This is a genomic window from Kovacikia sp. CALU 1929, from assembly GCF_056784235.1.
This window is the reverse complement of the sequence record NZ_JBXBCF010000057.1, coordinates 1-25,632: the sequence shown is the minus strand read 5'-3', so window position 1 is coordinate 25,632 and position 25,632 is coordinate 1. Positions and strand designations below refer to the sequence as shown.

Here is a 25,632-nt window from a genome sequence, read left to right as displayed (position 1 = left end):
ACAACACACTTTCTATTCAAACTTTCTGTTGCAAGATTCTGAGCGAACTCTATTTCAACCATTCAACCAAGCGCCATTCAACTAAGGAATGAGAGTTAAATAAGTTCGGAATTGGGTAGGGGCGGGTTTTGCCGTCAAATCCATCGCACCAGGCAAATTGGACTTCTAAACCCGCCCGTACAGTTTGCGGGGTTATTAAATCCAGGATCTTAAGCGGCATTCAACCAAGTGAAATCCAACTAAACGAATGAGATGCAACCAGGCTAGGATAGCGCACAAACTGACCTTAATTTAATCCTCCTCTAGATAGAGAGCAAGGTTAAAACCAGATTTCCGTCCAGATCGATTGCAAAACAATTGTACCGAGCAGAAAAGAACTCCGTAAAAGCTCGCGTTTTACTAATCACATCTGCATAACAAAGAAAAATAGAAGCTACTCCCATTGCTTACTGAAACATTTTTAACATCTTGGCAATTCTTACGGAGAATTCCTGTCACGGACTAAACGTACAGAGGCTAAACCAATCACGAAAAAAGCCATGGTATCAAAGGAGATTCGATCAAATCCTTACTGGCTTAGTCAATAAATCTGGTTGAGAAAAGACAAATATCCCTCAGTAACCTGAGGTATTCAGGGATACGACTCAGCCATTTAAATCAAATAACTCTGAGGCGCTGTTTACACGTAATTTACCTGATTCCAACCGGTAGATTTTTTCATCTGAGATGGAAATCATGAAGTTCATTTGCATAATTTAGGCACCTGAATACAATTAATCATCTACATCCACAGGGAGATGATATAGCTTGACAAATTCATTAATCTTCGTTAAGTTGTTTGGATTTCGTATAGAAAATAATCTAAAAGCTATCCAACAACTTGTCTTGAATTCAATCGATTTTAGTAAAATTGTGCCCGTTATTTTTTTCCGCTTTTTTTGCCCATTATTTCTCAGTCAGGAGGTGCTATGGCCCAGCTTGGACAAATGTTGAATAGTAGGTTGAGCCTTTTCAGTTTCAGACAAAGCAATCAATCGAATGTGTGTTAGCGTTACTTTTCATGGTTATTCTGTAGTACCATGTTTGGTTCAATATTTGGCTCAGTTAGGTTTAGCTGAAGCAGTTCTTGGTTCGGGAAATTCATTTCAAAAAACCTCAAAAAATTGTCAGGAAAGCGGGAACCTTTCCTATGAGATATTCGTCAACCTCTTTGAGTTCTAAATGTTGTCTGTTGTGTAGCTTTGCCTGAGAAAGTGTTTCGTGTTGGTGATTGAACAGCCTTTTCCAGGAGTCTTGATTTAGCTTGCCGCCAATAATTAAAAGCCAGTTGCAAAGCTGAGAGCAAGCAAAAAAGCATTCATGTTTTCCCTGTTTTTCCTTTCCTGCTGACATCTTCCCTACTTACAGGCTTCACTGTCTACAGACGAGAGCAAAACTACACCCTTCTTGGTTTAAGGCTGCTTCGATCTTGAATCATTAATCGAAGACTGACGGTTGAGTGTCGTACTGTCCAATCAAGTTGGAGTGTTCAACTTTTTAGCTATGAGAGTTGCCTTAGTTCACGATTATCTAACTCAACGAGGTGGAGCAGAGCGAGTATTTGAACTCCTTTGCAAACGCTATCCTGAAGCAGACATTTTCACCTCGCTTTATGATCCGGAGCGAACGATTGATTTGAGCGATCGCCTGGTTCAAACCACTGTTTTGCAAAAAATCCCAGGAGCCGCCAAGCATTTTAGACTGTTAGCTCCCTTGTATTTTCCTGTATTTCGCACCCTCGATTTGCAAGACTATGACCTGATTGTGAGTAGCAGCAGTAGCTTTGCAAAATCTGTGCGCAAACGTCCAGATGCTCGTCATATTTGCTTTTGCCACAACATCACTCGCTTTCTGTGGGACACACAAACCTATCTGCGGGAGTATACTGCTTATCGAAGGTTTTATCCCATAATCGATAAGGCGTTCCAATGGATGAGGCAAATGGACTTGAAATATGCTCAGGAGCCTGATCTTTACATTGCGAACTCTACTGTTGTGGCTCAGCGTATTCAGACCATATACAAAAAGCCGGTCGTCGTCATCAATTACCCAATTGATAGCAATCAATTTGTGTTCTCTGAGCAGAAAGATGAGTTTTATTTAGCATCTACCCGATTGATTAGTTACAAACGCATTGATGTTGTAGTTGAGGCATTTAACTGGTTGGGCTTGCCTTTGCTGATTACGGGGGACGGTCCAGAGCGGCAGCGGTTGGAGTCTCAAGCAATGGGAAATATCCAATTTCTGGGTCACGTCAGTGATGAAGAACGCACCCAACTGATGGCAAAAACACGCGCAGTAGTGGTGGCAGCATTAGAAGATTACGGCTTGGTTCCAGTGGAAGCAAACGCCAGCGGTACACCTGTGATTGCCTATGGCGCAGGCGGTGTATTGGATACCCAGATCGATGAAGAAACGGGTATTTTATTCGATCGGCAAACCCCAGAGTCATTGCAGGCAGCCTTGATACAGGCAAATAAGATTAACTGGAACTACCAGAAGATCCGAGACCATGCGCTCACCCATTTTTCTGAGGAAGCCTTTTTCAAAAAAGTGGATCAATTTTTTGGGGAGGTTTATAGCTAAATAGTAAGCGGCGCAAGGTTGGTAGCCATTTAGGGGCAGGTAGTAGGTGATAGATGCCAGACATGGTAGCTAATTTGCACCAAGCCCAATCGGGCAATCTGCCCCAGTCAGTACAGTTCGGTGATGGATGGGTTTGTTTTCGTGGGAGGAGTAATCTCTGTGACGGTAGATAACTACGTCGGAGCAGTTGAATCCGATCCTGGATATGGACAATTAGCGGCTGTAATCTGGCGGCGGCGGATCCTGGTGCTGATGATTTTTCTGGGAGTGTTGTCAGCGGCAACCCTGTATACGTTTTCTAGAAAGCCCATCTATCAAAGCTCAATGCAATTGCTAGTTGAGCCGAACTATCAGGGCAAGCGCGATACCAGTGCCGAAAACCAGTTTGCAGACTCCAATGTTGAGATTGACAACTCAACCCAGTTGGCTCAAATGCGGAGTTCCCAACTGCTGCAACGAGCAGTGATTTTGTTAAAGCCAGAGTATCCTCGATTGACCGCTGAAGAAGTGCAAAACTCCCTGGTTTTAGTGCAGCTAGAAGAAGCGAAGGTGAAAACCAAGATTTTTCAGGCGGTCTATACCAGTGATGATCCAGCAAAAACCCAAAGGATTTTGCAAGCAATTCAGCAGGTTTATCAGGACTATAACCGGGAGCAACAAAAGTTGCGGTTAACGCGCGGGCTTTCGTTTGTTAATGACCAATTACCCGTTCTGGAAGACCAAGTCGAGCAGGCAGAGCGATCGCTAGAACAGTTTCGCCGCAGCCAGAACGTGGTTGACCCGGATGCCCAGTCGAAGGCGCTCGTCGATTCCTTGACCAGCCTCCAGCGAGAGCAACAATTGAATCGGGCTGAAATCCAGCAGGCACAGGCTCGTTTCTTAGAATTGCGGCAACGGGTGAACCAGTCTCCCCAACAGGCGTTGGTGGCAACTCGGTTGAGTCAATCTTCCCGGTTTCAATCCCTGTTGAATGAGATCCAGAAAACGGAATTATCCCTGGTACAACAGCGGGTGAGATTCAGGGATCGCTCCCCCTTTGTGCAAGAAGTTCTGGATCAGCGGCAACGCCAACTCTCTTTACTGTCTTCAGAAGTTAGTCGCATTCTAGGCAATGGCGCGGCTGGAGCAGGGGTTTCCAGCGATTTGCTGACCCAGGGACAATTGGGCGAGACGGATATCAGACTCGTGAATGAGATGGTCGAAGCTCAGGTCAATCTGGTTTCCTTAAGTGCCCGTTCCCAGAGTCTTGCCCAATCTGAACAATCTCTAACGACTGAGCTACGCCGATTTCCCGGTTTGCTGGCAGAATACAATCGCCTGCAACCGCAGGTGCAATTGCGCCGAGACACCTTGCAACAACTGCTGAAAGCAAGGCAGGAAATTGCTTTGGAAATTGCCAGAGGCAGCTTCGACTGGCAAGTGGTGGAGGAACCTAAGTTAGGTCAACAGATGGGACCCAGCCTGTCACGCAACCTGATGCTAGGCGCGATCGCCGGACTGATGCTGGGCAGTGTGGCAGCCTTTGTCCGGGATGGCATGGATGATTCCATTCACGATCCCGACGATTTGAAAAAGCACACTAACTTTCCTCTTTTGGGCATGATTCCCAGTCTGCCAAAGCCAGATTCATCGTCTGTAGTGACCCTGCTGAAGGGAAAATCACTCACGCCCTCTATGATGCAGATGGTTTACTGGCAGCCATTCCGTGAAGCGATCGATCTGATTTATCGCAATATTCAGTTCATCCCAACCGCTGATGGGTTGCGATCGCTGGTGGTGACATCATCCCTGGCAGGGGAAGGCAAGTCAACGCTGGCGCTCGGTCTGGCAATTAGCGCTGCCCGTCTGCATAAGCGGGTGTTATTGATTGATGCCGATCTGCGTCGCCCCACATTACACCAGCAATTGGGCTTACCCAATCAACAAGGGCTGTCAACCCTACTGGCAAACGATTCTCCCATTTCGGGCAAGGGGGATATCCCATTGTCCTGTCGCTATCGGGATCTGCCCATTTCAGTGCTCACCGCTGGACCCACCCCCCTTGATCCCGCCAAATTGTTGAGTTCCCAACGAATGGCAGAGTTAATTGCTGCCTTTGAGCATTCCTACGATCTAGTGGTGCTAGATGCTCCACCCATTCTAGGAATTGTGGATGCCCTGTTAGAAGCCTCGTTCTGTGATGGCGTTGTATTTGTTAGCCGCATGGGTCAGGTGACCCGCAGTGAGTTGACGCAGGCAACTGCCATCTTAAACAAGCTGAACGTTTTAGGGATGGTTGCCAATGGGGCAAACCCGGCAATCAGTCCCTACTTCTCCTACGAAAGAAAGCTACAGTCAACGGTTCCTTAAGTTGAGCAGGATTGCCCAACTTTAAAAATTGCTCGAATTTACACCGATTCCCCCCGTAAGGTGCATGAGTATGCTTTCTACTGAACATCAAACGCTTAATCAGCAAACGCTGGAAAAGCAAACGCTAGACTCGAAACCATCCCTGAATCGGTCATCCCGATACAACTTGAAGTGGCGACAAAAGCAACTTCTGGTGAAATTGAACCGAGATCTAAAAGCGCCCTATTTGCCACCTTTGACAGAACAAGCGTGGCTAAGTGAATGCCTACAGCGATCGCCAGTGCAACTGGTCAAACTTCCCCTGGACCTTTCTGAAACCGAACTGAAATTTTGGGCAGATGCCTGTGCCAATGGTGGTAAATCAGTCTTTCTGAAATTACCCAGTATGGCGGCACTGCCGAAGAAGCGAAACCGGGTCAAATGGTGGATTAAACGACTGTCTGAATGGGCGATCGCGGCTTTGCTGCTCACCCTCCTCAGTCCCCTGATGCTGCTTCTCTCCTGTCTGATTGTTATAACTTCACCGGGTCCCATTTTGTTTCACCAGTGGCGAGTGGGTGAGCGGGGTAAACTATTCCGAATTTACAAATTCCGCACGATGGTCACTGGCGCAGAGCAGTTACACCATCAAGTGATGGGGAATCAAGCGGGGCTGCACAAGCTCGAAGATGACCCTCGCATCACTCCGCTGGGAGCCTGGATGCGGCGCTACAGCCTGGATGAACTGCCCCAGCTAATCAACGTCGTGCGCGGCGAAATGAGCCTGGTTGGACCTCGTCCCTGGGCACTGTATGATGCCCTGCGGCTCAGTCCCAGCGTTCGCCATCGGTTAAACGCTCTGCCAGGAATTACCGGCATTTGGCAAATCACCCGGCGTGCCACTCTGCGAGATCTAGACGCTGTCAACCGCATCGATCTGGGCTACCTCGGTGCCTGGTCCTTCCGACAGGATCTAAAAATCCTTCTGCTCACCATTCCCAAAGTGATTTCGGGATTTGGAGCCTACTAACAGGATGCACGACAATCCCCAGATCCCCGGTGTCTGAGAAGACCACTCAATCAATTCAATTGATCTCCACGAGACACCGGGGATCATGGCTACCAAGTTGCACACTACATTACTGAACTAGGTGAAAGTCGTTGAGAGTAAAGAGTGAAGCATGATATCGCCAACTCAAAATTCTCAACTCTCAATTCTCAACTTCCTACCCTCTCACACCTCATACCTCACGAATGCCCCTGAGACTTCCACCATTTATCCGTAAAACCCTTGAAGTTACGAGCTTCTGGCAGAGTAATTATCTGATTCTGCGGGAGTTTAAGTACTTTACGTTGACTGCCACGCTGGCGATCGCCTTTGCCCTGGCAGCAGCGGCGTTTGAAGGGTTTGGGTTTGGCTTTCTGCTGGCGTTTCTCCAAAGTCTGGTGAGTCCAGATGCGCCTCCGTTTCAGACGGGAGTGGGCTGGTTTGACACCTGGATTTTGGGGATTCATGAACCGGCGATGAATCGTCTCTATCGGGTGTCTGCCCTGATTTTGACGGCAACCTGGACGCGGGCAATTTTTAACTACCTGACCCAGGTTTACACGGAATTGACCCAGCAAAAGCTGGTCGATCGCTTGCGTCGGCGTATTTTTGAACAATTGCAGTCGGTTGGTCTAGGCTTTTTTGCCAAAACCAATTCTGGGGAATTAATCAACACGCTAACCAACGAAATTGCCAGACTACAAGCAGCATTTGGACTGCTGGCATTCATGATCACCAAGGGGTTAACCCTGGCGGTTTACCTGGTGCTGATGTTCCAACTTTCCTGGCAACTGACCCTGATATCCGTTGCCCTGTTCAGCCTGCTGGCAGTCGGGCTTTCTACCCTGAATGCACGGGTACGGGAAGCCAGTTTTGATGTGTCGATTGCCAGTGGAAAATTTACCGGACGGGCGATGGAATTTATCAGTGGCATCCGTACCATTCAGGCATTTGCGACTCAGGATTTTGAGCGCAAACGGTTTTATCGTGCCAGTTCGGATGTGTTGACTACAACGATGAAAGCGGTTCGTGGATGGGCGATTGTGCGTCCGGTAGCAGAAGGGTTAGCAACCACCATCCTGATTACCATGATCGTAATTGCCCTGACGCTGTTTGTGGCAAACGGTACGCTGCAAATCGCATCCCTGCTGACGTTTCTGTTTATCTTGTTTCGGTTGGTGCCTGCCGTACACGAAATCAACGGCAACCGGGCAATGCTAAATACTGCCTGGGGTGCCTTTGATAATATCCGGGAACTGTTGAGAACCGATAATAAGCCCTACTTGCAGGATGGCGATCGCCCATTTACAGGCTTGCAACGGGCGATCGCCTTTGAAGCTGTCAATTTTGGCTATGATGCTAACCTACCAGTGCTCCGCAACATTACCCTCACAATTAACCGGGGTGAAATGACTGCCCTGGTGGGTTCTTCGGGAGCAGGTAAAACAACTCTGGTCGATTTAATTCCCCGCTTCTATGACCCCACCGAAGGCAAAATCTTGATTGACGGGGTTGATTTAACGGAGTTTCAAATCAACTCTCTGCGTCGAAACATGGCAGTTGTAAGCCAGGACACATTTATTTTTAATGCTTCCATTCGTGACAACATTGCCTACGGCACAGAAGCTGCCACTGAAAAAGACATTATCGAAGCCGCCCGCCTAGCCAACGCTCTAGACTTTATTCTGGAAATGCCCCAGGGGTTTGATACTCCATTAGGCGATCGCGGTGTGCGGCTCTCCGGTGGTCAACGCCAGCGAATTGCGATCGCCCGTGCCCTGCTGAAAAACCCCGAAATCCTGATCCTGGATGAGGCAACCAGCGCCTTAGATTCCATTTCTGAACGGCTGATTCAAGAGTCGTTGGAAAAGTTATCAAAAGGGCGGACGGTGGTTGCGATCGCCCACCGACTTTCCACCATTGTTCGCGCCGATAAGGTGATTGTGCTGGAGCAGGGACGCATCGTTGAGCAGGGAACCTATCAGCAGTTGCTCGACAGTCGCGGCAAGCTATGGAACTATCACCAGATTCAGCATCAGGTGGGGCAGGTGGGTTAGGTGTAGGTGTTAAGTGTTGGATGTTAGGGGAGGGTTTACCGATATGGTCAAAAATTGTACGCAGGATGAAAACCCTTCCCCCAAAAGGATTGGAAAATTGATCGAGGAAACGATTACAACTAGATGAGGTTTAACGTGTCTGAATCACCACAGTTCAACTACATCATCACGATTCACAATAAGGAAGACTTAATCAAAGAAGTCTTGACCTGTGTGCTGATTTGTTGCCGTGATAACAGCCATGTTTATCCGGTTTTAGATGGCTGTACCGATGGTACTGAAGCCATTGTGGATGAATTGATCAAAACCTTTGCCCATGTTCCGATCACTAAAGTTCACACACCGGATGTCCATGAAATTCGCTCGATTAATGCGGGTCTGAAAGCGGCTAATCAGCAGGGCAGGGGTTACAACATCATCCTGCAAGATGATGTTCTGCTGCATGACTTTCTACTCCAGGAAAGAATTGGCAGGCTCTACGACTGGGCAGGAGCGAAATTAGGCTTTGTCTCTTTCCGGCATGGCGCAAATCTGGCACCTGATACCTTAACCTCTAACTCGGTTCAGCCCTTTGCTGATTATGTTGAAAATGCCTACGGACACGGCATTCCCGATGCCCATGTTTTGCTGCCAGGGCAACTTGCTTACCGAGCGATCGCCATTAAAAGCCCGGTCTGCATTCCGTTTGAACTGGTTCGTACCTTGGGGCTGCTGGAAGAAAAACTAGCACCCTATATGTGCGATGACTTTGAATATTCGATTCGCAGCGCTCAGGCGGGATACCGCAATGGAGTTTTTGGTATCCGCTATCAGTCGGATGTGGATTGGGGGACAACCCGCACAAAGCCGGATTCCAGGCTTCAGGAACTGGAAAAACGGAATATTGGATTGATTCAGGAATGGCACCGGGACGCGATCGCTCAAATCATTGCAGGCGATCAGACGGGGCAAATTGTGGATGTGCCGGGAATGGTCACTGACGCTGAACAAGAATTGGCTTTAGAAACCCTGAACCGCAACCGGGAACTTTTGGAGCAATTTTTTCAACCGGAGCAGCTTAGTTTCTTGAGCAGAGTAAAGCGGAAAATCAAAACGACCTTACAAAAACTGGAAATTATCCCAAACGAACAGGTTCAGCAACTGAATTAATTGAAAGATTTCAGGAATTAGCCCAACGATTTCAGGGAGGCAACAAACGATGATCAAATACTGGCGAATACCGAGTAGCTTGCACCGACTGGGACTGACACTGAAGCGAGTCATTCCCTTGGTGAAAGGAGATTTGCGAGATGCTGTGATTGATGTTGCCCGGTTTGGTGCTCGCCTGATTGGGTTGCATTCCCTGTTCAAGAAAGTTGCCTACGACTCCGGTGTCATCACAGAGGAAGATTCAGGCGCAGCGGCGATCGCCCAATTCCAAGCCCAGTTGAGGCAGGAAATTACCAGGCTTGACGCTCCTAAACCCACCATTTTCGTCTCTGCCTGCATGAGTCAGGAAGAGGGGGGTGGCTGGAAGTTTAACGGGGGCATTAAAGAGTTCAACTGTCTGGTTAAACTACTACGACAGCACGGCTACGAAGCTTACATCGTCACCTATGACGGTACCTACGAACCGTGGTTACTGGATCATCAACCTCACATTTCTCTGGATGAATTTCGGGCACTATTGAAAACACGCCAAAACATTCGCTGTATCACTTCCTGGGCAGAGGCAAAACCCTTTCTTCAGGAGTGCGATCGGGTTTACTACTGGAACATGGACATCTGTTTTACTGAGAATGCACATTTCCCCCTATTAGCCAATCTTTACCGCCATAAAATTCAAAACACCGCCGGAATTTCGCGCACCATTCAGGCGTGGCACATGGCGTACTTCAATCAACCCTCTACGCTCCTGCCCAATCTAGTTGATGACAGCCTGTGGACACCCGACGAAACTCATCGTCACCATGACCAGGTCGGGTATATGGATGAAGGACCCCACACCGAAAGCTACCTCGCCATCATCCGAGACATTGCCATTTCCCAGGGGCTAGAACTGAAATTTATCCAGCTTAAAGGGATTGAGGAAAAGATCCTGGAGGGAATGCGTTCCTGCTCCGTCTTTCTGACGATGAACCTGGGGAAAGATGAACTTTGGGGCGAAGGAGGTCCGCTGCCCCCCCTGGAAGCGATGGCAACTGGATGTATCCCCATCACATTTGACATTTTAGGTCCCAGGGAAATCATCCAGAGTGGCTTCAATGGCATCATTGTGCCCCGTTACCGACCGGATTTGATGGCAAAAGCACTGGTCACGCTTTACACAACAACGGGTGAAATTGAGCGGTTGCGGCACAATGCTTTAGCTCTGTTCAATGCCTGTCATACCTTTGATGCCCGTTGGGAGGCGGTGAAAGAGTTTCTGGAATTGGGCACATCAGCCGCAACCGTTAACGTACACAACTTAAATAAACCTTCTGTGAGTGGGTCATTGGTCATTAGTCATTAGTCATTGGTCATTAGTCATTGGTAATCGGTAATAGATATGGAGCGATCGCGGTTTACATTTTGTGTTCCTAACTTGAACAAGGTGGACTATTTGCCAGCCTGTATTAACAGCATCCTGTCCCAGGACTATCCGGACTGGCAATGTGTGTTTGTTGATGGCTATTCCACCGATGGCAGTTGGGAATACATGCAGCAATTTGCTTCCGATCGCCGCTTTCTGTTACTGAGGGGATTGCGCCAGGGAATGTATGCCGATTGGAATGAATGTTTGAGGCATGTCAAAACAGACTATTTCTACTTTTTGACCAGTGATGACACCTGCTCTGCCGAACTCGCCTCAACTACGATGTCAGCACTGGATGCTTATCCAAATATAGATGCTTGCCATTTTCAATTTGATTTAATTAACGAAATGGGTACTACAGTCATTTCCCATCAGGCGCTCGTCGATAAAGCATTCGGTCTATATTCTGAAGTTAACCAAACGACTCATCTCCGATCTGGGCTATGTGAATTCATGATGCATTTTGTCTATCGCGCCCTGTATCAAACAATGACTTCCTTAGTATTTCACCATCGTGTGATTCAGAAGCTAGAAGGGTTTCCCTCTAGCTATGGAGCGATTGGGGATTACGACTGGACAATGCGTTTGGGACTTTATACAGATATTCTGTTTATCCCCAAATTACTAGCAACCTGGCGTGTCTACACCGGGCAGGCGACCGAAGATGCTATGCTACCCCACATTACCGAGAACTTGCTGGCGATCGCCCAAAAAAACCTGGAACTGCTCAAACACAGCGGCAAAGACCGCGCCTTTAAGCATCCACCAGACGATAGAGAACTTCTTGCAGACTTACACAACGAACACGCCTGCTCCTTATACCGAGCGATCGGAGCCTCAAAAACACCCACCCAGGCATTGAAACACCTGTCCTCTCTGCTCAAAAACTATCCACTCTACCCGATCAAAAAACTACTCAATCGCCTCAGCCGTAACCAACTCTATCCCTATCCCGGCAGAACCCCCTTTGCCCGTCAAATCATTAAAAACTACGGTCTAGATTGGATGACACCGATAGACATTCCACAACTTAAATTTCATTAGTCATTGGTCACTGGTCACTAGTCATTGTTTGTCATTTGTCGCCTGTAAATACCACTGACCAGTAACCAAGCATCACTGACTACTGACTACTGACTAACACCTACCTTCCCCCTCACCCATGCCTTCCTCCCCTCACATCCTCTCAATTGTTGAAAGCTACCTGGGACACCGAACCTACGGTGACCTGATGAGGGATTACTTTAGCAATTGCTCTACCTGCCCAACCGATCTTTACTGGTACAACGAAGAGCGCACACTCCCAACCCGCATCATTAATCGCCTGCTCAGTCTTTGTGTACCAAACCGCTGGATACAAGATCAAAACCTGGATCTTCACTGGTTTCGGATCCAGTACGGCTTTGGTTATATGGCAAGACAACTGGTACTCCGCAAATTAAAGCAAACCAGGTACTCAGCCCTACATCTCCATACCCAGGCTTTAGCCTTAGCATCGCTGGATTTGATGAAAAAGCTGCCCACCATCGTCAGCCTGGACATGACTGCCGCCCAAGCATCCACCATTAAAACCCATCCCCATTGGCGATGGACTTACAGCCCCAATTGGTATTTAGAAAAACAAGTTTATGAAACGGCTGCCACGGTAGTCGCGTTCTCCCAAGCAGCTCGACAATCCGTTATCAATGACTACGGCATCAATTCTGAAAAAGTCAAAGTCGTTTATCCAGGCGTTGATTTAACCAAAATCACTCCCTCTGAAATGCCCGCGCCTCAAGCTCCCTACCGCATTCTATTTGTGGGTGGTGACTTCGATCGCAAAGGCGGACAGGACTTACTCACCGTTTTCTTAGAAAGCTTTGCCGATCAGGCAGAACTACATCTGGTGACCCAGGCTGAAGTTAACTGCTCCCATCCGAATGTTCACATTTATCGAAACATCACCGCTTATACCCCAGAGTGGTTGAAGCTCTATCGTCAGGCAAACGTGTTCATCATGCCAACCTATGCCGAACCCTTTGGCTGGGTGTTTATTGAAGCAATGGCAGCCGGTCTGCCCATCATCGCTACCCGGTTAAGCGCCATCCCCGAAATTGTGACCCACGGCGACACTGGTTTTTTGATCGAACCAGGCGATCTCGCCACCCTCACCCACCACATCCGCACCCTGATTGAAAATCCCAATCTGGGACGAGACATGGGAACCAGAGCACGAAAAGTCGCAGAACACAAATTCAACGCCCACACAAATTTTCAAACCCTGGAATCCCTATTCCTCGCTAAACAACACCCCCACCCGACAACTTCTTATTCCCGTGAACTATATCCCCATTCCTACCCCTAAACCCCTCCACCAATTACCAACTAAACCTCCAACACCTAACACCTAACATCTCCTACCTCACCCTCATGAAAATCCTCTTCACCTGCCACTACAACTTCAACACCAACGCAGGCGCAGCAGGCGTGACCTGGCGGCTTGGACAGGAATATGAACGTCTGGGGCATGAAGTGGCGTATTACTCCTACGATAGCCTGCCCCAGCCATTGCATCCCCTAGCCAAAGTTGCTCTTTTCCCTGAATTCGTTGCCCACCGGGTTGCCACCCTGGAACGACAAACCGGGGTCGATATTGTAGATGCCTCAACCGGGGATGGCTGGCTGTGGGCAACCTTACACCGCAAACGGCAAAACCGCCCGCTGATGATTGCCCGCTGTCATGGGTTGGAGCACATTGAGCATGAGGAATACGTAGAAGAAGTGCAACGGGGAAATCTCCGCTTTAGCTGGAAATACCCCCTCTATCGCGGCAGCATTCGGCTGTGGGAAGCGGCAGCCTCCATGCGCTATGCCGACCTGGCGCTGCTACTCAACCAACGCGATCGCGAATATACCATCCACAAATTAGGAGTCAGCCCCGAACGCGCCCACATTGTTGCCAACGGCATTCCAGAAACCTTTCTCAACCAGCCGTTTGAATCTCTGTTAGACAATAAATTAGCAGAGAACGAACCGATTCGGATTGCCCAGGTTAGCACCTACATCATCCGTAAGGGGGTTCACTATGGCAGTCCCGCTCTGAACGCTATTCTCCAACGCTTTCCAAATGTCGAAGTCAGTTTTTTAGGAACCGAATGTCCAGAAGAGATGGTCTACGCCGACTTTGATCCAGCCGTGCGCGATCGCATCAAAGTCGTTCCCCGTTACGATCACAAAACATTGCCATCTTTATTAAAAGGGCATCACATCAAACTATTACCCACAATTTCAGAAGGGTTTGGGGTCGCCATCATTGAAGCAATGGCGTGTGGCTTAGCGCCAATCACCACCGCCACACCAGGACCACTAGAAATTATCCGAGATGGACACGACGGCATCTTGGTTCCCGGTCGGGATAGTGAGGCGATCGAGCAGGCATTGGAAAAGTTACTCACCCATCGGTCCTACCTGGAGCGTTTACGTCGCAACGCTTACGAAACTGCCCAAGCCTACAGTTGGTCCCGCATCGCCCAACACAATCTTTCCCTATACGACCAAGCCCGCCAGTTAAGAGGTGCCTCCTATGACTGTCTTCAGCCCGCCGCAGGCGAGTGATTCAGCCCCAGCAAAACCCGTAGTTCGCCAGATCTCAGTGGTCATCATTGCTCAAAACGAGCAAGAATGTATTGCTAATGCGATTCGCTCCTGCCAATCATTTGCGGATGAAGTTGTCGTTGTCGATGGCGGGAGCCAGGATGAAACACCCCAGATTGCTCAAAACCTGGGCTGTCAAGTCTATTTCAATCCCTGGGCTGGATACGCCAGTCAGCGAAATTTTGGGGCTGACCAGGCACTTAATGATTGGATATTTTTTATCGATGCGGATGAAATCGTGGATCAAAAACTGGCATCTGCTCTGCTGGACTGGAAGCGATCGCCCACCCTACCAGCCCACGCCTTTTCAGCCCTTCGCATCGGTGACTTCTGGGACCAATGGCTAGACTCCCAACCGGAATATCACACCCGTCTGTATAACAAACACCTATTTCGCATCAAAAACGTCCTCGTTCACGAAGGACCCGACATCAAAGATGCTCCAGTCATCAAACTACCAGGAGTCATCTGGCACCACGGCTTTCGAGACATCAGCGATCTCGTCATTCGGTTCAACCGCTACACCGATCTCGATGCTCAACAGGCCCATCAAACTGGTCAACGATTCAGCCTGTTTCGCCTGCTCTTCAAACCCCCTGCCAAATTTATCCAGCAATACCTCTGGTACCGTATGTTTCGCCAGGGTTTAGCAGGCTTTTCCCTCTCCGTCCTTTGGAGCTACTACATTTTTTTGAAAGAAATCAAATTATACGAAATCGACTGGAAAGCAGCTAAAGCAGAGGAGCAGGATGAGTTAGTTGAAAGTTAAAAATTAAAAATTAAAAGTTGAGAGTTCGGACCAATGACCAATGACCAATGACCAATGACCAATGACCACTTTTCCTTCTCTAACAACCAACAACTAACAACCAACAACCAACAACTAACAACCAACAACCAACAACTAACAACCAACAACCAACAACTAACAACCAACCCCATGCTCACCCAAACCGCCACGCCCCACCCCAGAAGCCAGATCGGTCTACATCCAACTCTGGCATGGACTGCGATTCTGGGTTTCGCTTTGTTTACCGTAGCGGGCATTCTGGCTCACGCCGGTGGGCTTTTGCGGCTGGCGTACCCGGCGGGGGCGCTACTGGTTGGACTGTTTCTGTTTATCCGGTATCCCATCCTCTACCTGGGATTTACCTGGTGGGTCGCGTTTCTGTCTCCCTTTGTCCGTCGCCTGATTGACTTTCAGAGTGGCTGGGTTGATCCCAGTCCGGTTTTGCTGGCTCCGTTTTTGGTGATGATGGTGTCCATGCTGACCTTAATCAAAAAGTTGCCCCGCTCCCTGCAAACGGGGGGCTTGCCTCTGGTTCTTTCCATTACAGGGGTGGTTTATGGGTTTTTGGTTGGCATGGTTAATCAGGAACCGACCGCAGCGATCGTGGCATTACTGAACTGGTTAGCTCCGATTCTGCTGGCTTTTCACCTGTTCGCTCATTGGCGCGACTACCCCCGCTATCGCCAGAACATCCAGCGGGTCTTTGTCTGGGGTGTTTTAGTAACCGGAGGCTATGGCATCTTTCAGTATCTCGTTGCACCGGAGTGGGATCGGTTCTGGCTGGTGAATACCGGACTTTTGGCGTTTGGTACACCGGAACCAATGGCAATGAGAGTGTTCAGCACGATGAATTCCCCCGGACCCTTTGCGACAGTCATGATGGCGGGACTACTACTATTGTTCAGCACCCAGAGTGTGGTTCGGTTTCCGGCAGTAGCAGCGGGGTACCTGGCATTCTTGTTATCAATGGTGCGGGCTGCCTGGTTGGGCTGGATAGTCGGCGTGATCACCTTCATTCCTTCGCTCAAGCCTAAGCTCCAGATGCGGTTAGTAGTCACGATTATGGTGATGGCAATCTGTGTGATTCCATTGGTTAACATGGAGCCGTTTGCAACTACAATCAATGCCCGTTTGCAAAGCTTTACCAACACCAAAGACGATGTTAGCTACAACGATCGCCTGTCTGGTTACACCGAAATCTTAGGAGAGGCACTGTCCCAAATTCCCGGTGAAGGGTTGGGTCATGTGGTGCGGAGTGACCGGCTTGGCGCAAATGACAGCGGCATCCTCAGTATGTTCTTTTCCCTGGGATGGTTTGGCACCCTTCCCTACCTGGGAGGCATCATTTTGATGTTTTTCAGCCTGTTCCAAAGTACCGTTGGACGCTCTGACTCATTTATGAGCGCGGCTCGTGCCATTAGTTTAGGGGTGTTCGCCCAAATTGGTTTGGGCAGTGCAACGGCGGCGCTTTCGGGTATGGTTATGTGGTCGTTTGCGGGGTTAGCATTAGCCGCTCAACGCTATTACGACTACCAGCGGATGCAGGCAATTTCTGCTCAGTCAATCAGTTCGCAGCTTGAGAGGGTGATTAAACCATGAAAATCCTATTTCTGGATCAGAGTGGACAACCGGGCGGTGCAGAACTTTGTTTGCTCGAAATTGCGAAGCCATTTCGCGATCGCAGTCTAGTCTGTTTATTCACCGATGGCCCCTTCAGGCACATGCTGGAGCTGGAGCAGATTCCGGTGCAAATCCTGGCGGCAAAATCGCTACAGGTCAGTAAAGATAGCGGCTGGCTGCAAGGAATGAGCAGCCTCCGGCAACTACTGCCGCTGATTGCCAACGTTACGCAACTGAGTCGTAACTTTGATCTGATTTATGCCAACACACAAAAAGCATTGGTTGTGGGGGCAATTTCCAGTTGGTTCAGTCATCGTCCCCTGGTTTATCATCTGCACGACATTCTGTCAGGCGAACATTTCAGTCGCAGCAATCTTTTACTTGCTATTACCCTTGCCAATCGCTTTGCCTCTCAAGTAATTGCCACATCTAAAGCAGCTCGAAATGCGTTTATTGCAGCGGGTGGTCGTTCTGAGCTTGTCAGCGTCGTCTATAACGGATTTGATCCAAAAGCCTATGAGTGCGATCGCACCCAAATTGAACAAATTCGGCAGGAAATTGGATTACCGGGTAAGTTTTTAGTTGGGCATTTCAGCCGTCTCTCGCCCTGGAAGGGTCAGCATGTTCTGTTGGAAGCTTTGCAATATTGCTCAGAAGATGTCGGTGTGATCTTTGTCGGTGATGCGCTATATGGTGAGCAGGCTTACGCCCAACAACTGCAAACCCAAGTCAAAGAATTGGGCTTGCAAGAGCGGGTCAAATTTCTCGGATTTCGCTCGGATGTGGTGCCGCTGATGCACAGTTGTGATGCGATCGCCCATACCTCAATAGCCCCAGAACCTTTTGGGCGGGTCATCGTAGAAGCAATGCTGTGTCAGCGTCCTGTGATTGCAGCTCAAGCCGGTGGTGTCACAGAACTGATTGAACCGGGTGTGACGAACTGGCTAGTGCCCCCAGGAGATCCCAAAAAATTGGCTGCTGTCATCAATCTCTACCAGCATCAACTGGAATGGGCACAAAAATTTGCCCAACAATCACAAACTCAAGCATGTCAACGCTTTCATCGAGATGGGATTAATCAACAAATTGTCCAACTACTAAACTCAGTTTTAGTTTCTACCTCATCCAAATCTGCCATGACTCAAACCTCATGTTGATTCCCTCTCTGCACCCATGCTCCCCATTCCCCCTTGCCCATCTACCCATCCACCCATCTGCCCATCCCCCATTCAGGAGCTATTTCAATGAACCCAGCATCCACAAAACCAAAAATCAGCATTTTTCTTCCTGCCCTGGCAGGCGGAGGCGCAGAACGGGCAATGCTCCATCTGGCGCAGGGACTTGCCGCACGGGGGTTTCCAACGGATCTGGTGCTGGCAAAAGCAGAGGGCGATTACCTGGCACAGGTGCCTGATTCTGTACGAGTGATTGATTTACAATCGCGCTTTCCAGTGGTCGTGTCTAAAACCTTTGCCCTGCGACGTTATTTACAGCAGGAACAGCCCGCTGTTCTGTTTTCCGCCCTGGATCTTCTCAGTTCAGCCATCTGGGCACAGCGGTTGGCTGGGGTGCCTACGCAAATTGTTATGTGTGTACAAACCTATCTCTCACGCCAATTTCAAAATCACCAGCCTCATACAATCGGCAAGATCAGACCTCGTCTGGTGCGGTGGTTTTACCCCTTAGCGGATGCGATCGTGGCGGCATCCCAAGGAACAGCCGCAGATGTGGCTCAGATCACTGGCGTGCCAGTGGAGCAGATTCAGGTTATCTACAATCCAGTCGTTACACCGGATCTGGTGCAGAAAATGGAGGAACCGATTGATCATCCCTGGTTTGCTCCTGGTGAACCGCCAGTGATTTTGGGGGTAGGACGGTTGGTAAGCCAGAAGGACTTTCCGACACTGATTGCGGCTTTTGCAAAACTACGACAGCACCGATCAGCACGATTGATGATTTTGGGTGAGGGGGAAGATCGCCCTCAGTTAGAGGCGCAAATTCGCGCTCTTGGTTTGGAGCAGGATGTGGCGTTGCCGGGGTTTGTGGAAAATCCCTATGCTTACATGGCAAAAGCCAGCATTTTTGCCCTCTCATCGATTTTTGAAGGATTTGGCAACGTGGTGGCAGAAGCGATCGCAACGGGAACATCCGTTGTCTCGACGGACTGTGAAAGTGGACCAGCAGAAATTTTATTAAATGGTAAGTATGGTCGGTTAGTTCCGGTTGGAGATGCCGAAGCAATGGCATCAGAGATCGCAACCGCGATCGATCATCCAATCAATCCTGATATTTTGCGCCAACGTGCCCAATCGTTTTCGATTGATTGCATTGTGGATCAATATGTGGATATGTTGACTCAACTGTTGAGTCAGGAAGCGTTACAAGTTGGCTGATTTGCCTGTGAAATTCTACGGTGAGTTTTCCAGTGTTAATATTGCCTTTGAACTTTTACGGTCAGTGTTCGAGCTTTGCTTAGAGGGTAGCGCCTCCCCCCCCTACCAAAACAATTCCATTGTTCTAGGAAAAGTTGAATTCATTTCCTAACCAATCACCCATTCCCAATCACCACCTGACACCTGATACCTGACACCTCACACCCAATTCCCCATGCAAATCCTCCATATTCTGAACGACATTCGTGAACTTGGAAATGGAATTATCAATGTAGCAATTGACCTGGCGTGTTTGCAGGCTGAATCGGGTCATGATGTGGCGATCGCATCAGCGGGTGGAGAATATGAAGCATTATTGATTCAATATGGGGTGAAACATTTTTATCTCGATCAGCATAGAAACCCGATTACCCTAATCAAAGCAGCAAGAAATTACCAGACAATTATTCAGACATTCCAACCCCATATTGTTCATGCTCACATGATGACTGGGGTAGTACTGGCAAAACTATTGAAGCTGAAATCGAATTATGCACTGGTTTCTACGGTTCACAATGAGTTTCAACGCAGCGCCATCTTGATGGGTCTAGCCGATCGCGTGATTGCCGTCAGTCATTCGGTGAAGGAGTCTATGCAACAGCGAGGAATTCCGGCTCAAAAGCTGCGGGTTGTGCAAAATGGGACCCTGGGAAGCCCACGCCAGAAAAAGGTTGAAAGTGCAGTACCACTGCACCGTCCAGCGATCGCAACCGTTGCTGGCATGTACCAGCGTAAGGGGATTTCTGAGTTGATTGCTGCTTTTGAACAACTAGCTTTAGACCATTCCAATGCCCATCTTTACCTGGTTGGTGATGGTCCTGATCGAGCTATGTTTGAAACCCAGGCTCAGAAAAGTTCTGTGGGCGATCGCATTCACTTTGAAGGTTTTCAACCGGAACCCCAGCGCTATCTGCAATCAACCGATATTTTCGTCCTTGCTTCCCATCGAGAACCCTTTGGGCTGGTGCTTTCCGAAGCACGGGAAGCAGGCTGTGCCATTGTTGCCAGTCAGGTGGATGGGATTCCCGAAGCGCTAGATGGGGGCAAAGCAGGCGTTTTAGTTCCACCTGCCAATGTCAATGTGTTGGCAAACGCGATCGCCAGCTTACTTGAAAATCCAGATCAGTTGAATATCTGGAAACATCGAGCACAGCAAAACCTGGAATGGCTTGGTGTCAAACGAGTGCACGATGAAACACTAGCCGTGTATTTAGAACTAGTGAAACCTGGACATCAACCTGCCTACCATTCCTCACACCTAACGCCTAACATCTAACACCCCAACTTACAAGTAGTTAGTTTCTCTCAGTAGACAAGAGGTGCTTATGACAACCCCTTTACTTCGGGCTGCGCGTCCAACTGTTATGGGCGATCGCCCTCACCAGGCTCAACTGGAAAAATTTGCGGGGTTCGATTTTTTACGCGCTATCTTTGCCGTCATGGTAGTTGTACTCCATGCTAATCTTTTGGTTGTGTTAACTGGGAAATTACAGCTAAATTCTTTAGCCGATATTTTGGGTGCCAATGTAGGCTACCTGGCAGTACCAGTCTTTCTCCAAATCTCCTTATTTTTGTTTCTTGTCAAGAGCGAAAAATACGGTAAGTCCTACTTCACCCAAAAACGTCTACCTAAGCTGGTTTCTCTCTATCTTTTCTGGTCCATTTCAAAGCTAGTTTTCGATTTTATTCTGACGGGAAAATCGTCAAAAATCGAACAAGCCCTTTCCTCTCCGAGCAACTTGATAGGATTTATAATTGGAGGGGGATATTCAGCTTTCTACTTTTTCTTTTCCCTGTTATTTTTAACGACTGTGGCAGCGCTACTAGTCCCATTTTTCGGCAAATCTAGAAGGGAAATAGCCAAAAGAGTTAGCTACTTTTTTCTATTCGGCTCGTGTGCTTTAGTACTCTCATTTCCGGTCATTGATGCAACCATTTATCAAAGAGAACTACTGACGCAAATTCATAACCCACTTGTCTTTCTTCCTTACGTGTTTACCACAGCGATCGCAGTACAGGAAATCAAACAAGGGCAATTAAATCGTATAACTCCGTCAATTCAACTAAAGCTATGGGGCTTACTGGTACTATTTTTTACCTTTACCATACTAGAGTGGAACTTATTTGAAAAATTCCCTCATTACTCACGGCTGTCTTTAGTATTTGGCTCCTGGTTGCTGTTGTATCTCGCCTTACTATCGTCTCAAAAATCCCCTCCATTTATTCAATTTCTCTCTGGCTGTTCGCTGGGAATTTATGGGCTTCACGTATTTTTCACCGACCATGCTCTTTTCCTGGAGTCCACTTCAGAAATTGTCCCAGGAACGGGACCTTTAATTCGATTTCTGGTAGGATTATTGGGTTCAATTGCGCTGACATTGATTTTCAGAAAAGTTAAATTTCTGAAAGCCTTTGTTTGAGACTTTGAACGGTGTTCCTCAAGAGCCTAATAGGCATTTGAATTTTAACTTTCAAGGACAATCTTGAAAAGCAAAACGAAAGCTAGTATTCTGTCAAAGAAAGATTGTTTGGTGGTTGAAAACCTTCAAAAAATAATCCTCATACAACCGCCAACGGGCAATTAAAAATTGAAAGATTACTAGGACTCACAGGCGGAAATCCGGGTACGCTGACTTACTTCGTACTCCGCACTCCGCCCTCTTGGACAAGGGGTGACAAACTTACGCCGCAGTCCACTGATAGCGAAGAAAGCGGACAAAACCGCTATGTTATCTCACGCCTGTTTGTCGTAAATTATTGGTAGGAAGAGACAAGGTGTTCAACGCATTCGACACACTAACTGCTGAAAACAAGCTGGGTTCAACTTTACAGACTAACAATTTCAACAATTTCAATATTGTTGATACAGCGATCGCTGAACGCCCCGAAAAGTCATTGATTGAACAACCATCGCTGCTCCAGGCAAGAGCTTCATCCGTCAACGAAACAGGGTTCATAGGCACTGAAAATATTGATCATCAAACCGCGACAGCTTCTGGTATTTCTACACCATCTGCCCCTTTGGCAGCCAATCTTTCTCTTCCCCCCACTACTGGCAATGGATTACTAGCTCAATACTATGAAGGGCTAGATTTGACCAATCTGAGAGCGGTCCGCATCGATCCAACTGTCAACTTCAACTGGAATGATGGGTCACCTGCTCCGTCCTTACCGCCCGATCTATTCTCTGTCCGCTGGACTGGGCAGGTTCAACCCCAACATTCTGAAACCTACACCTTCTATACCTATTCAGATGATGGGGTGAGGCTGTGGGTTAATGGGCAACTGTTGATTGATAACTGGACTAACCACGCTCCCACAGAAGACCTTGGTGCGATTACCCTCAATGCAGGACAGCGTTATGACATCCGCATGGAGTACTACGAGTTTAATGGTGGAGCCACCTCTCAACTGCTATGGTCAAGCCCCAGCCAGAGCAAGGAAATTATTCCAGAGAATTATCTTTTTACCAGTACAGAAGGGCTAAATGCGGCAGCGATCGTGACTCAGCAGGCTCAATCTGCTTACTCTTTTGTCGATTCCATTGGGATCAATACCCATTTGCGTTACTACGACACATCCTATGGCAACTATCCCTTAATCAAACAGCGGTTACTTGAACTGGGAATTCGTCACATTCGGGATGGCGGCAGTGACCCCACCTGGATTCAACGCACCAATGAGTTAGGAGCATTGGGAATTCGCTCAACCATTGTAATTGATCCGATCATTGGCACCGGACCCAACGCTTCCTATGACCTCAAACCTCCCCATCATGACGTTTATACTCTGACCAAAAACCTGGTGCCTGCGGGCGTAGAAGCGATCGAACTTTTGAATGAGTTTGATGTGTTTCGCCACAATGGCTACTCCCGCAATGGCATACCCGTTACCAGTGACAATTGGGTTGAGTATCTACGTGACTTTACGCGAGACACTTATATTGCACTCAACAGCGATCCGGCCACCCAACAGATTCGAATCATTGGACCTTCCTTTGTCTATCCAGATTCCAGCAGCCGGGTGGGTGATTTAAGCCAGTGGATACACTACGGCAATGCTCACCCCTATAGCAACCCACTACATCCTGGCAACGGCAATCTGCAACGGGATTTGGAGAACCGCTCCAGACCTTCTGCCAGCCTCCCCATGATGGTCACCGAGATTGGATACTCCACAGGTAACGCCAACTCCGATCGTCCCGTCTCTGAAACTGTCCAGGGCAAATATATTCCCAGAATGTTCCTGGAAAACTTTAACAGCGGTGTTTATCGAACCTTCTCCTACGAATTCATCGATCAGCGATTGGATCCTAACAACAGCGAGATGAATTATGGCATCCTCCGCTATGACGGTTCGCCAAAGCCCGCCTACACAGCTTTGCAAAATCTGATTGGCTTACTCAACGATTCCAGTACACCCTTTACACCAGGCACGTTAACCTATTCCCTCAGTGGTGACACCCAAAACGTGCGCCAGACCCTGCTTCAAAAGAGCAATGGAGATTTCTATATGGTGCTCTGGTTGGAGGTTCCCAGCACTGATCAAACTATCAGCCAAACCATAAACTTATCCCTCAACACTCCCATTCAACTGGCAAACACCTATCTATCAAACAATTCCGTCACTCCCACCGGGCAATATCAATCTCCTACTCAGTTGACATTAACGGTACCCGACTCTCCTCTCGTTATCAGGCTTTCACCGAGTACAAACTAATCCAACTGAGACAAAAAATATTGTGTCATTAATGTAGGATCTTCCGCCTGCATAATGGCACGCACTACAGCAACCCGTTCAGCTTTGGCACTCAACACTTCTTGTAAATTATTGGTATCAATACCACCGATCGCAAACCAGGGTACAGTCGCATGGGCAGCCGCATAGCGGGCATACTCCAGACCAGCCGCAGGTCTACCCTCTTTCGTTGGGGTTTCGTAGATAGGACCTACCCCAACGTAATCCGCCCCTTCCTGAATAGCTTGATGTAAATCGTCGGGGCAATGGGTAGAGCGTCCAATTAAAAATTGGGAACCAAGTAACTGCCGTGCTAAAGCAATGGGAATGTCCTGTTGCCCCAGATGGACACCATCAGCCCCAACAGCAAGGGCTAAATCAACGCGATCGTTGACAATAAACAAGGCACCGTAATGGTGACATAACTGACAAAGCTTAGAGGCATACTCCAAACGTACCAGGTCATCTGCATCCTTGTCCCGGTACTGAACCAGAGTCAGCCCTCCCCTCAAAGCCGCTTCAACAGTGGCAATTAGGTTCTCCGTAGGAGAAGTGACCAGATAGAGCAGAGAGCTTTTAAGCAACTGTTGGCGCTGGTAGGGCATTAGAGCACTTGCCAGGGTATAGACCCGGTAACGCATTTGCTTAAATACAACTCCCATATCTGGGCTATAGACTTTGCCATATTCTTCTAGAACGCGCAGGGCTTCCTCAATTCGGCAAAGATTGGCTTCTAAAACATGCTGAATAGTCGATCGCTGTAACTCCTGAGCATGGCTCACTTCCGTACCCACATCACCAGGAGTATCCCTGGCGGCACGAATTTCAAGAGAGTGCCAGCGTCCAAGTTCCTGCCGTAAATTCTTACATTCTTTACTTAATTGGACATTATCCAGCCCAAACCGACACCATTCTTCAATAACCCTCAATCCCTCACGGGCGCGATCTAAATTAGCATCCAAAATTCGGTAAAGATTAGTCTGTTCAAATCGAACCTGGCTGTTGCGATCGCCCATAAAAATCCCTTCACAACATCTCGATCCTACTACGCAGGTTTAACTGCATGCTTCCGGTTGCGCAATACATTTCTAGCAAGCAACCTGAAAATGTCAGGTCGATAATATAGAGGCAAATATTACTATTCAAACAGATTACTATTCAAACAGAGACCCCCGCTCCTCAGTGGAGCGGGGGTCTGGAAGGTTAACCTGGCATCGAGCTATTTTTGCGGGACGCTACCGTCCGACTATCTTCGCCGCGGATGCGTTTCACCACTCAGTTCGGGATGGATGAGCGTGGGTCCACATCGCCATAGACACCAGGAAAGCTTGGATTCAGTCGTTGAAGACTGAATAACAAAACCTTGAAGGCTGCATAGAACTTGTCATTGTTTCACCGATGAATGAGGTCAAGCCCTCGGTCTATTAGTACTCCTCGACTGCATGCATTACTGCACTTCCATCTAGAGCCTATCAACGGGTGTTCTGCCCGTGACCTTACTGGCTTATTGCCATGGGAGCACTCATCTTGGGGTGGGCTTCCCACTTAGATGCTTTCAGCGGTTATCCGCTCCGCACATGGCTACCCTGCGTTTACCGTTGGCACGATAACAGGTACACCAGCGGTGCGTCCTTCCCGGTCCTCTCGTACTAAGGAAGGATCCCCTCAATGCTCCTACGCCTGCCCCGGAACGTGGTAGTTAGTAGTTGTTAACAGCAATTCAAAAAACGCCAGATTAATGACAGTAACTGACGATAAAACAATTGTGCGGGAATACTTCAACGCCACCGGGTTCGATCGCTGGCGCA

19 protein-coding genes, 1 rRNA gene and 1 other annotated feature are annotated in these 25,632 nt (G+C 48.4%); of the genes, 16 read left to right on the top strand and 4 right to left on the bottom strand.

The genetic code is table 11. The annotated features are described in order from the left end of the window. Nucleotides 1-49: 49 nt before the first annotated feature. Nucleotides 50-220, bottom strand: a complete 171-nt coding sequence (locus AC1S52_RS06705; RefSeq protein ID WP_482028241.1) for a hypothetical protein — start codon at nucleotides 218-220, stop codon at nucleotides 50-52. A 935-nt stretch (nucleotides 221-1,155) separates the two neighbouring features. Next, nucleotides 1,156-1,392, bottom strand: coding sequence for a hypothetical protein (locus AC1S52_RS06700; protein WP_482028240.1), 237 nt, complete (start codon nucleotides 1,390-1,392; stop codon nucleotides 1,156-1,158). Nucleotides 1,393-1,542: 150 nt separating this feature from the next. Here AC1S52_RS06700 and AC1S52_RS06695 point away from each other — a divergent pair, with 150 nt between their 5' ends. The 16 genes from AC1S52_RS06695 (at nucleotide 1,543) to AC1S52_RS06620 (ending at nucleotide 23,806) form a co-directional block, all read left to right on the top strand. Beyond that, nucleotides 1,543-2,625: a glycosyltransferase gene (locus AC1S52_RS06695; protein ID WP_482028239.1), complete on the top strand. Its 1,083-nt coding sequence runs from the start codon at nucleotides 1,543-1,545 to the stop codon at nucleotides 2,623-2,625. Between the two features lie 159 nt (nucleotides 2,626-2,784). Continuing rightward, complete coding sequence (locus AC1S52_RS06690) at nucleotides 2,785-4,974, top strand: GumC family protein (RefSeq protein WP_482028238.1); 2,190 nt, start codon at nucleotides 2,785-2,787, stop codon at nucleotides 4,972-4,974. 64 nt (nucleotides 4,975-5,038) lie between these two features. After that, the gene (gene hepC / locus AC1S52_RS06685) at nucleotides 5,039-5,983 is read left to right on the top strand and encodes a heterocyst development glycosyltransferase HepC (protein ID WP_482028237.1); all 945 of its coding nucleotides are present in this window, start codon (nucleotides 5,039-5,041) and stop codon (nucleotides 5,981-5,983) included. 224 nt (nucleotides 5,984-6,207) lie between these two features. Next, entirely contained in the window at nucleotides 6,208-8,058 is a 1,851-nt protein-coding gene (gene hepA, locus AC1S52_RS06680) for a heterocyst formation ABC transporter subunit HepA (RefSeq protein WP_482028236.1), read from the top strand. 135 nt (nucleotides 8,059-8,193) lie between these two features. Continuing rightward, the gene (locus AC1S52_RS06675) at nucleotides 8,194-9,207 is read left to right on the top strand and encodes a glycosyltransferase (protein ID WP_482028235.1); all 1,014 of its coding nucleotides are present in this window, start codon (nucleotides 8,194-8,196) and stop codon (nucleotides 9,205-9,207) included. 49 nt (nucleotides 9,208-9,256) lie between these two features. After that, entirely contained in the window at nucleotides 9,257-10,549 is a 1,293-nt protein-coding gene (locus AC1S52_RS06670) for a glycosyltransferase (protein ID WP_482028234.1), read from the top strand. Nucleotides 10,550-10,585: 36 nt separating this feature from the next. Beyond that, nucleotides 10,586-11,656 carry a glycosyltransferase family A protein gene (locus AC1S52_RS06665; RefSeq protein ID WP_482028233.1) on the top strand — a complete coding sequence of 357 codons (1,071 nt, stop codon included), beginning with the start codon at nucleotides 10,586-10,588 and terminating at the stop codon, nucleotides 11,654-11,656. A gap of 118 nt (nucleotides 11,657-11,774) precedes the next feature. Then, complete coding sequence (locus tag AC1S52_RS06660; RefSeq protein WP_482028232.1) at nucleotides 11,775-12,956, top strand: glycosyltransferase family 4 protein; 1,182 nt, start codon at nucleotides 11,775-11,777, stop codon at nucleotides 12,954-12,956. Nucleotides 12,957-13,021: 65 nt separating this feature from the next. Next, nucleotides 13,022-14,206 carry a glycosyltransferase family 4 protein gene (locus tag AC1S52_RS06655; protein ID WP_482028231.1) on the top strand — a complete coding sequence of 395 codons (1,185 nt, stop codon included), beginning with the start codon at nucleotides 13,022-13,024 and terminating at the stop codon, nucleotides 14,204-14,206. Continuing rightward, nucleotides 14,175-15,014, top strand: coding sequence for a glycosyltransferase family 2 protein (locus AC1S52_RS06650; RefSeq protein ID WP_482028230.1), 840 nt, complete (start codon nucleotides 14,175-14,177; stop codon nucleotides 15,012-15,014). Before AC1S52_RS06655 ends, AC1S52_RS06650 begins: the two co-directional genes overlap by 32 nt. 54 nt (nucleotides 15,015-15,068) lie before the next feature. Continuing rightward, entirely contained in the window at nucleotides 15,069-16,634 is a 1,566-nt protein-coding gene (locus AC1S52_RS06645; protein WP_482028229.1) for an O-antigen ligase domain-containing protein, read from the top strand. Beyond that, the gene (locus AC1S52_RS06640; RefSeq protein ID WP_482028228.1) at nucleotides 16,631-17,812 is read left to right on the top strand and encodes a glycosyltransferase; all 1,182 of its coding nucleotides are present in this window, start codon (nucleotides 16,631-16,633) and stop codon (nucleotides 17,810-17,812) included. Before AC1S52_RS06645 ends, AC1S52_RS06640 begins: the two co-directional genes overlap by 4 nt. Before the next feature lie 87 nt (nucleotides 17,813-17,899). Beyond that, entirely contained in the window at nucleotides 17,900-19,048 is a 1,149-nt protein-coding gene (locus AC1S52_RS06635; RefSeq protein ID WP_482028227.1) for a glycosyltransferase, read from the top strand. 214 nt (nucleotides 19,049-19,262) lie between these two features. Continuing rightward, nucleotides 19,263-20,363, top strand: coding sequence for a glycosyltransferase family 4 protein (locus AC1S52_RS06630; RefSeq protein WP_482028226.1), 1,101 nt, complete (start codon nucleotides 19,263-19,265; stop codon nucleotides 20,361-20,363). 49 nt (nucleotides 20,364-20,412) lie between these two features. Continuing rightward, the gene (locus AC1S52_RS06625) at nucleotides 20,413-21,507 is read left to right on the top strand and encodes an acyltransferase family protein (RefSeq protein WP_482028225.1); all 1,095 of its coding nucleotides are present in this window, start codon (nucleotides 20,413-20,415) and stop codon (nucleotides 21,505-21,507) included. Nucleotides 21,508-21,862: 355 nt separating this feature from the next. Further along, the gene (locus AC1S52_RS06620; RefSeq protein WP_482028224.1) at nucleotides 21,863-23,806 is read left to right on the top strand and encodes a PA14 domain-containing protein; all 1,944 of its coding nucleotides are present in this window, start codon (nucleotides 21,863-21,865) and stop codon (nucleotides 23,804-23,806) included. Here AC1S52_RS06620 and AC1S52_RS06615 read toward each other — a convergent pair. Continuing rightward, on the bottom strand, nucleotides 23,803-24,840 hold the full coding sequence (locus tag AC1S52_RS06615; RefSeq protein WP_482028223.1) for a thiamine phosphate synthase: 1,038 nt from the start codon (nucleotides 24,838-24,840) through the stop codon (nucleotides 23,803-23,805). The two genes, AC1S52_RS06620 and AC1S52_RS06615, sit on opposite strands and share 4 nt — an antisense overlap. A 190-nt stretch (nucleotides 24,841-25,030) precedes the next feature. Further along, a 5S ribosomal RNA gene (rrf, locus tag AC1S52_RS06610) occupies nucleotides 25,031-25,147 on the bottom strand. Nucleotides 25,148-25,228: 81 nt separating this feature from the next. Further along, nucleotides 25,229-25,632, bottom strand: a sequence feature (mutual gap in cmsearch alignment for this rRNA model is longer than 100).

Excerpts from the sequence above, each read along its gene's own strand:
- AC1S52_RS06705 (WP_482028241.1), bottom strand. The coding sequence starts at position 220 with ATGCCGCTTAAGATCCTGGATTTAATAACCCCGCAAACTGTACGGGCG.
- AC1S52_RS06700 (WP_482028240.1), bottom strand. The coding sequence starts at position 1,392 with ATGTCAGCAGGAAAGGAAAAACAGGGAAAACATGAATGCTTTTTTGCT.
- AC1S52_RS06695 (WP_482028239.1), top strand. The coding sequence starts at position 1,543 with ATGAGAGTTGCCTTAGTTCACGATTATCTAACTCAACGAGGTGGAGCA.
- hepC (WP_482028237.1), top strand. The coding sequence starts at position 5,039 with ATGAGTATGCTTTCTACTGAACATCAAACGCTTAATCAGCAAACGCTG.
- hepA (WP_482028236.1), top strand. The coding sequence starts at position 6,208 with ATGCCCCTGAGACTTCCACCATTTATCCGTAAAACCCTTGAAGTTACG.
- AC1S52_RS06670 (WP_482028234.1), top strand. The coding sequence starts at position 9,257 with ATGATCAAATACTGGCGAATACCGAGTAGCTTGCACCGACTGGGACTG.
- AC1S52_RS06665 (WP_482028233.1), top strand. The coding sequence starts at position 10,586 with ATGGAGCGATCGCGGTTTACATTTTGTGTTCCTAACTTGAACAAGGTG.
- AC1S52_RS06660 (WP_482028232.1), top strand. The coding sequence starts at position 11,775 with ATGCCTTCCTCCCCTCACATCCTCTCAATTGTTGAAAGCTACCTGGGA.
- AC1S52_RS06655 (WP_482028231.1), top strand. The coding sequence starts at position 13,022 with ATGAAAATCCTCTTCACCTGCCACTACAACTTCAACACCAACGCAGGC.
- AC1S52_RS06650 (WP_482028230.1), top strand. The coding sequence starts at position 14,175 with ATGACTGTCTTCAGCCCGCCGCAGGCGAGTGATTCAGCCCCAGCAAAA.
- AC1S52_RS06645 (WP_482028229.1), top strand. The coding sequence starts at position 15,069 with ATGACCAATGACCACTTTTCCTTCTCTAACAACCAACAACTAACAACC.
- AC1S52_RS06640 (WP_482028228.1), top strand. The coding sequence starts at position 16,631 with ATGAAAATCCTATTTCTGGATCAGAGTGGACAACCGGGCGGTGCAGAA.
- AC1S52_RS06635 (WP_482028227.1), top strand. The coding sequence starts at position 17,900 with ATGAACCCAGCATCCACAAAACCAAAAATCAGCATTTTTCTTCCTGCC.
- AC1S52_RS06630 (WP_482028226.1), top strand. The coding sequence starts at position 19,263 with ATGCAAATCCTCCATATTCTGAACGACATTCGTGAACTTGGAAATGGA.
- AC1S52_RS06625 (WP_482028225.1), top strand. The coding sequence starts at position 20,413 with ATGACAACCCCTTTACTTCGGGCTGCGCGTCCAACTGTTATGGGCGAT.
- AC1S52_RS06615 (WP_482028223.1), bottom strand. The coding sequence starts at position 24,840 with ATGGGCGATCGCAACAGCCAGGTTCGATTTGAACAGACTAATCTTTAC.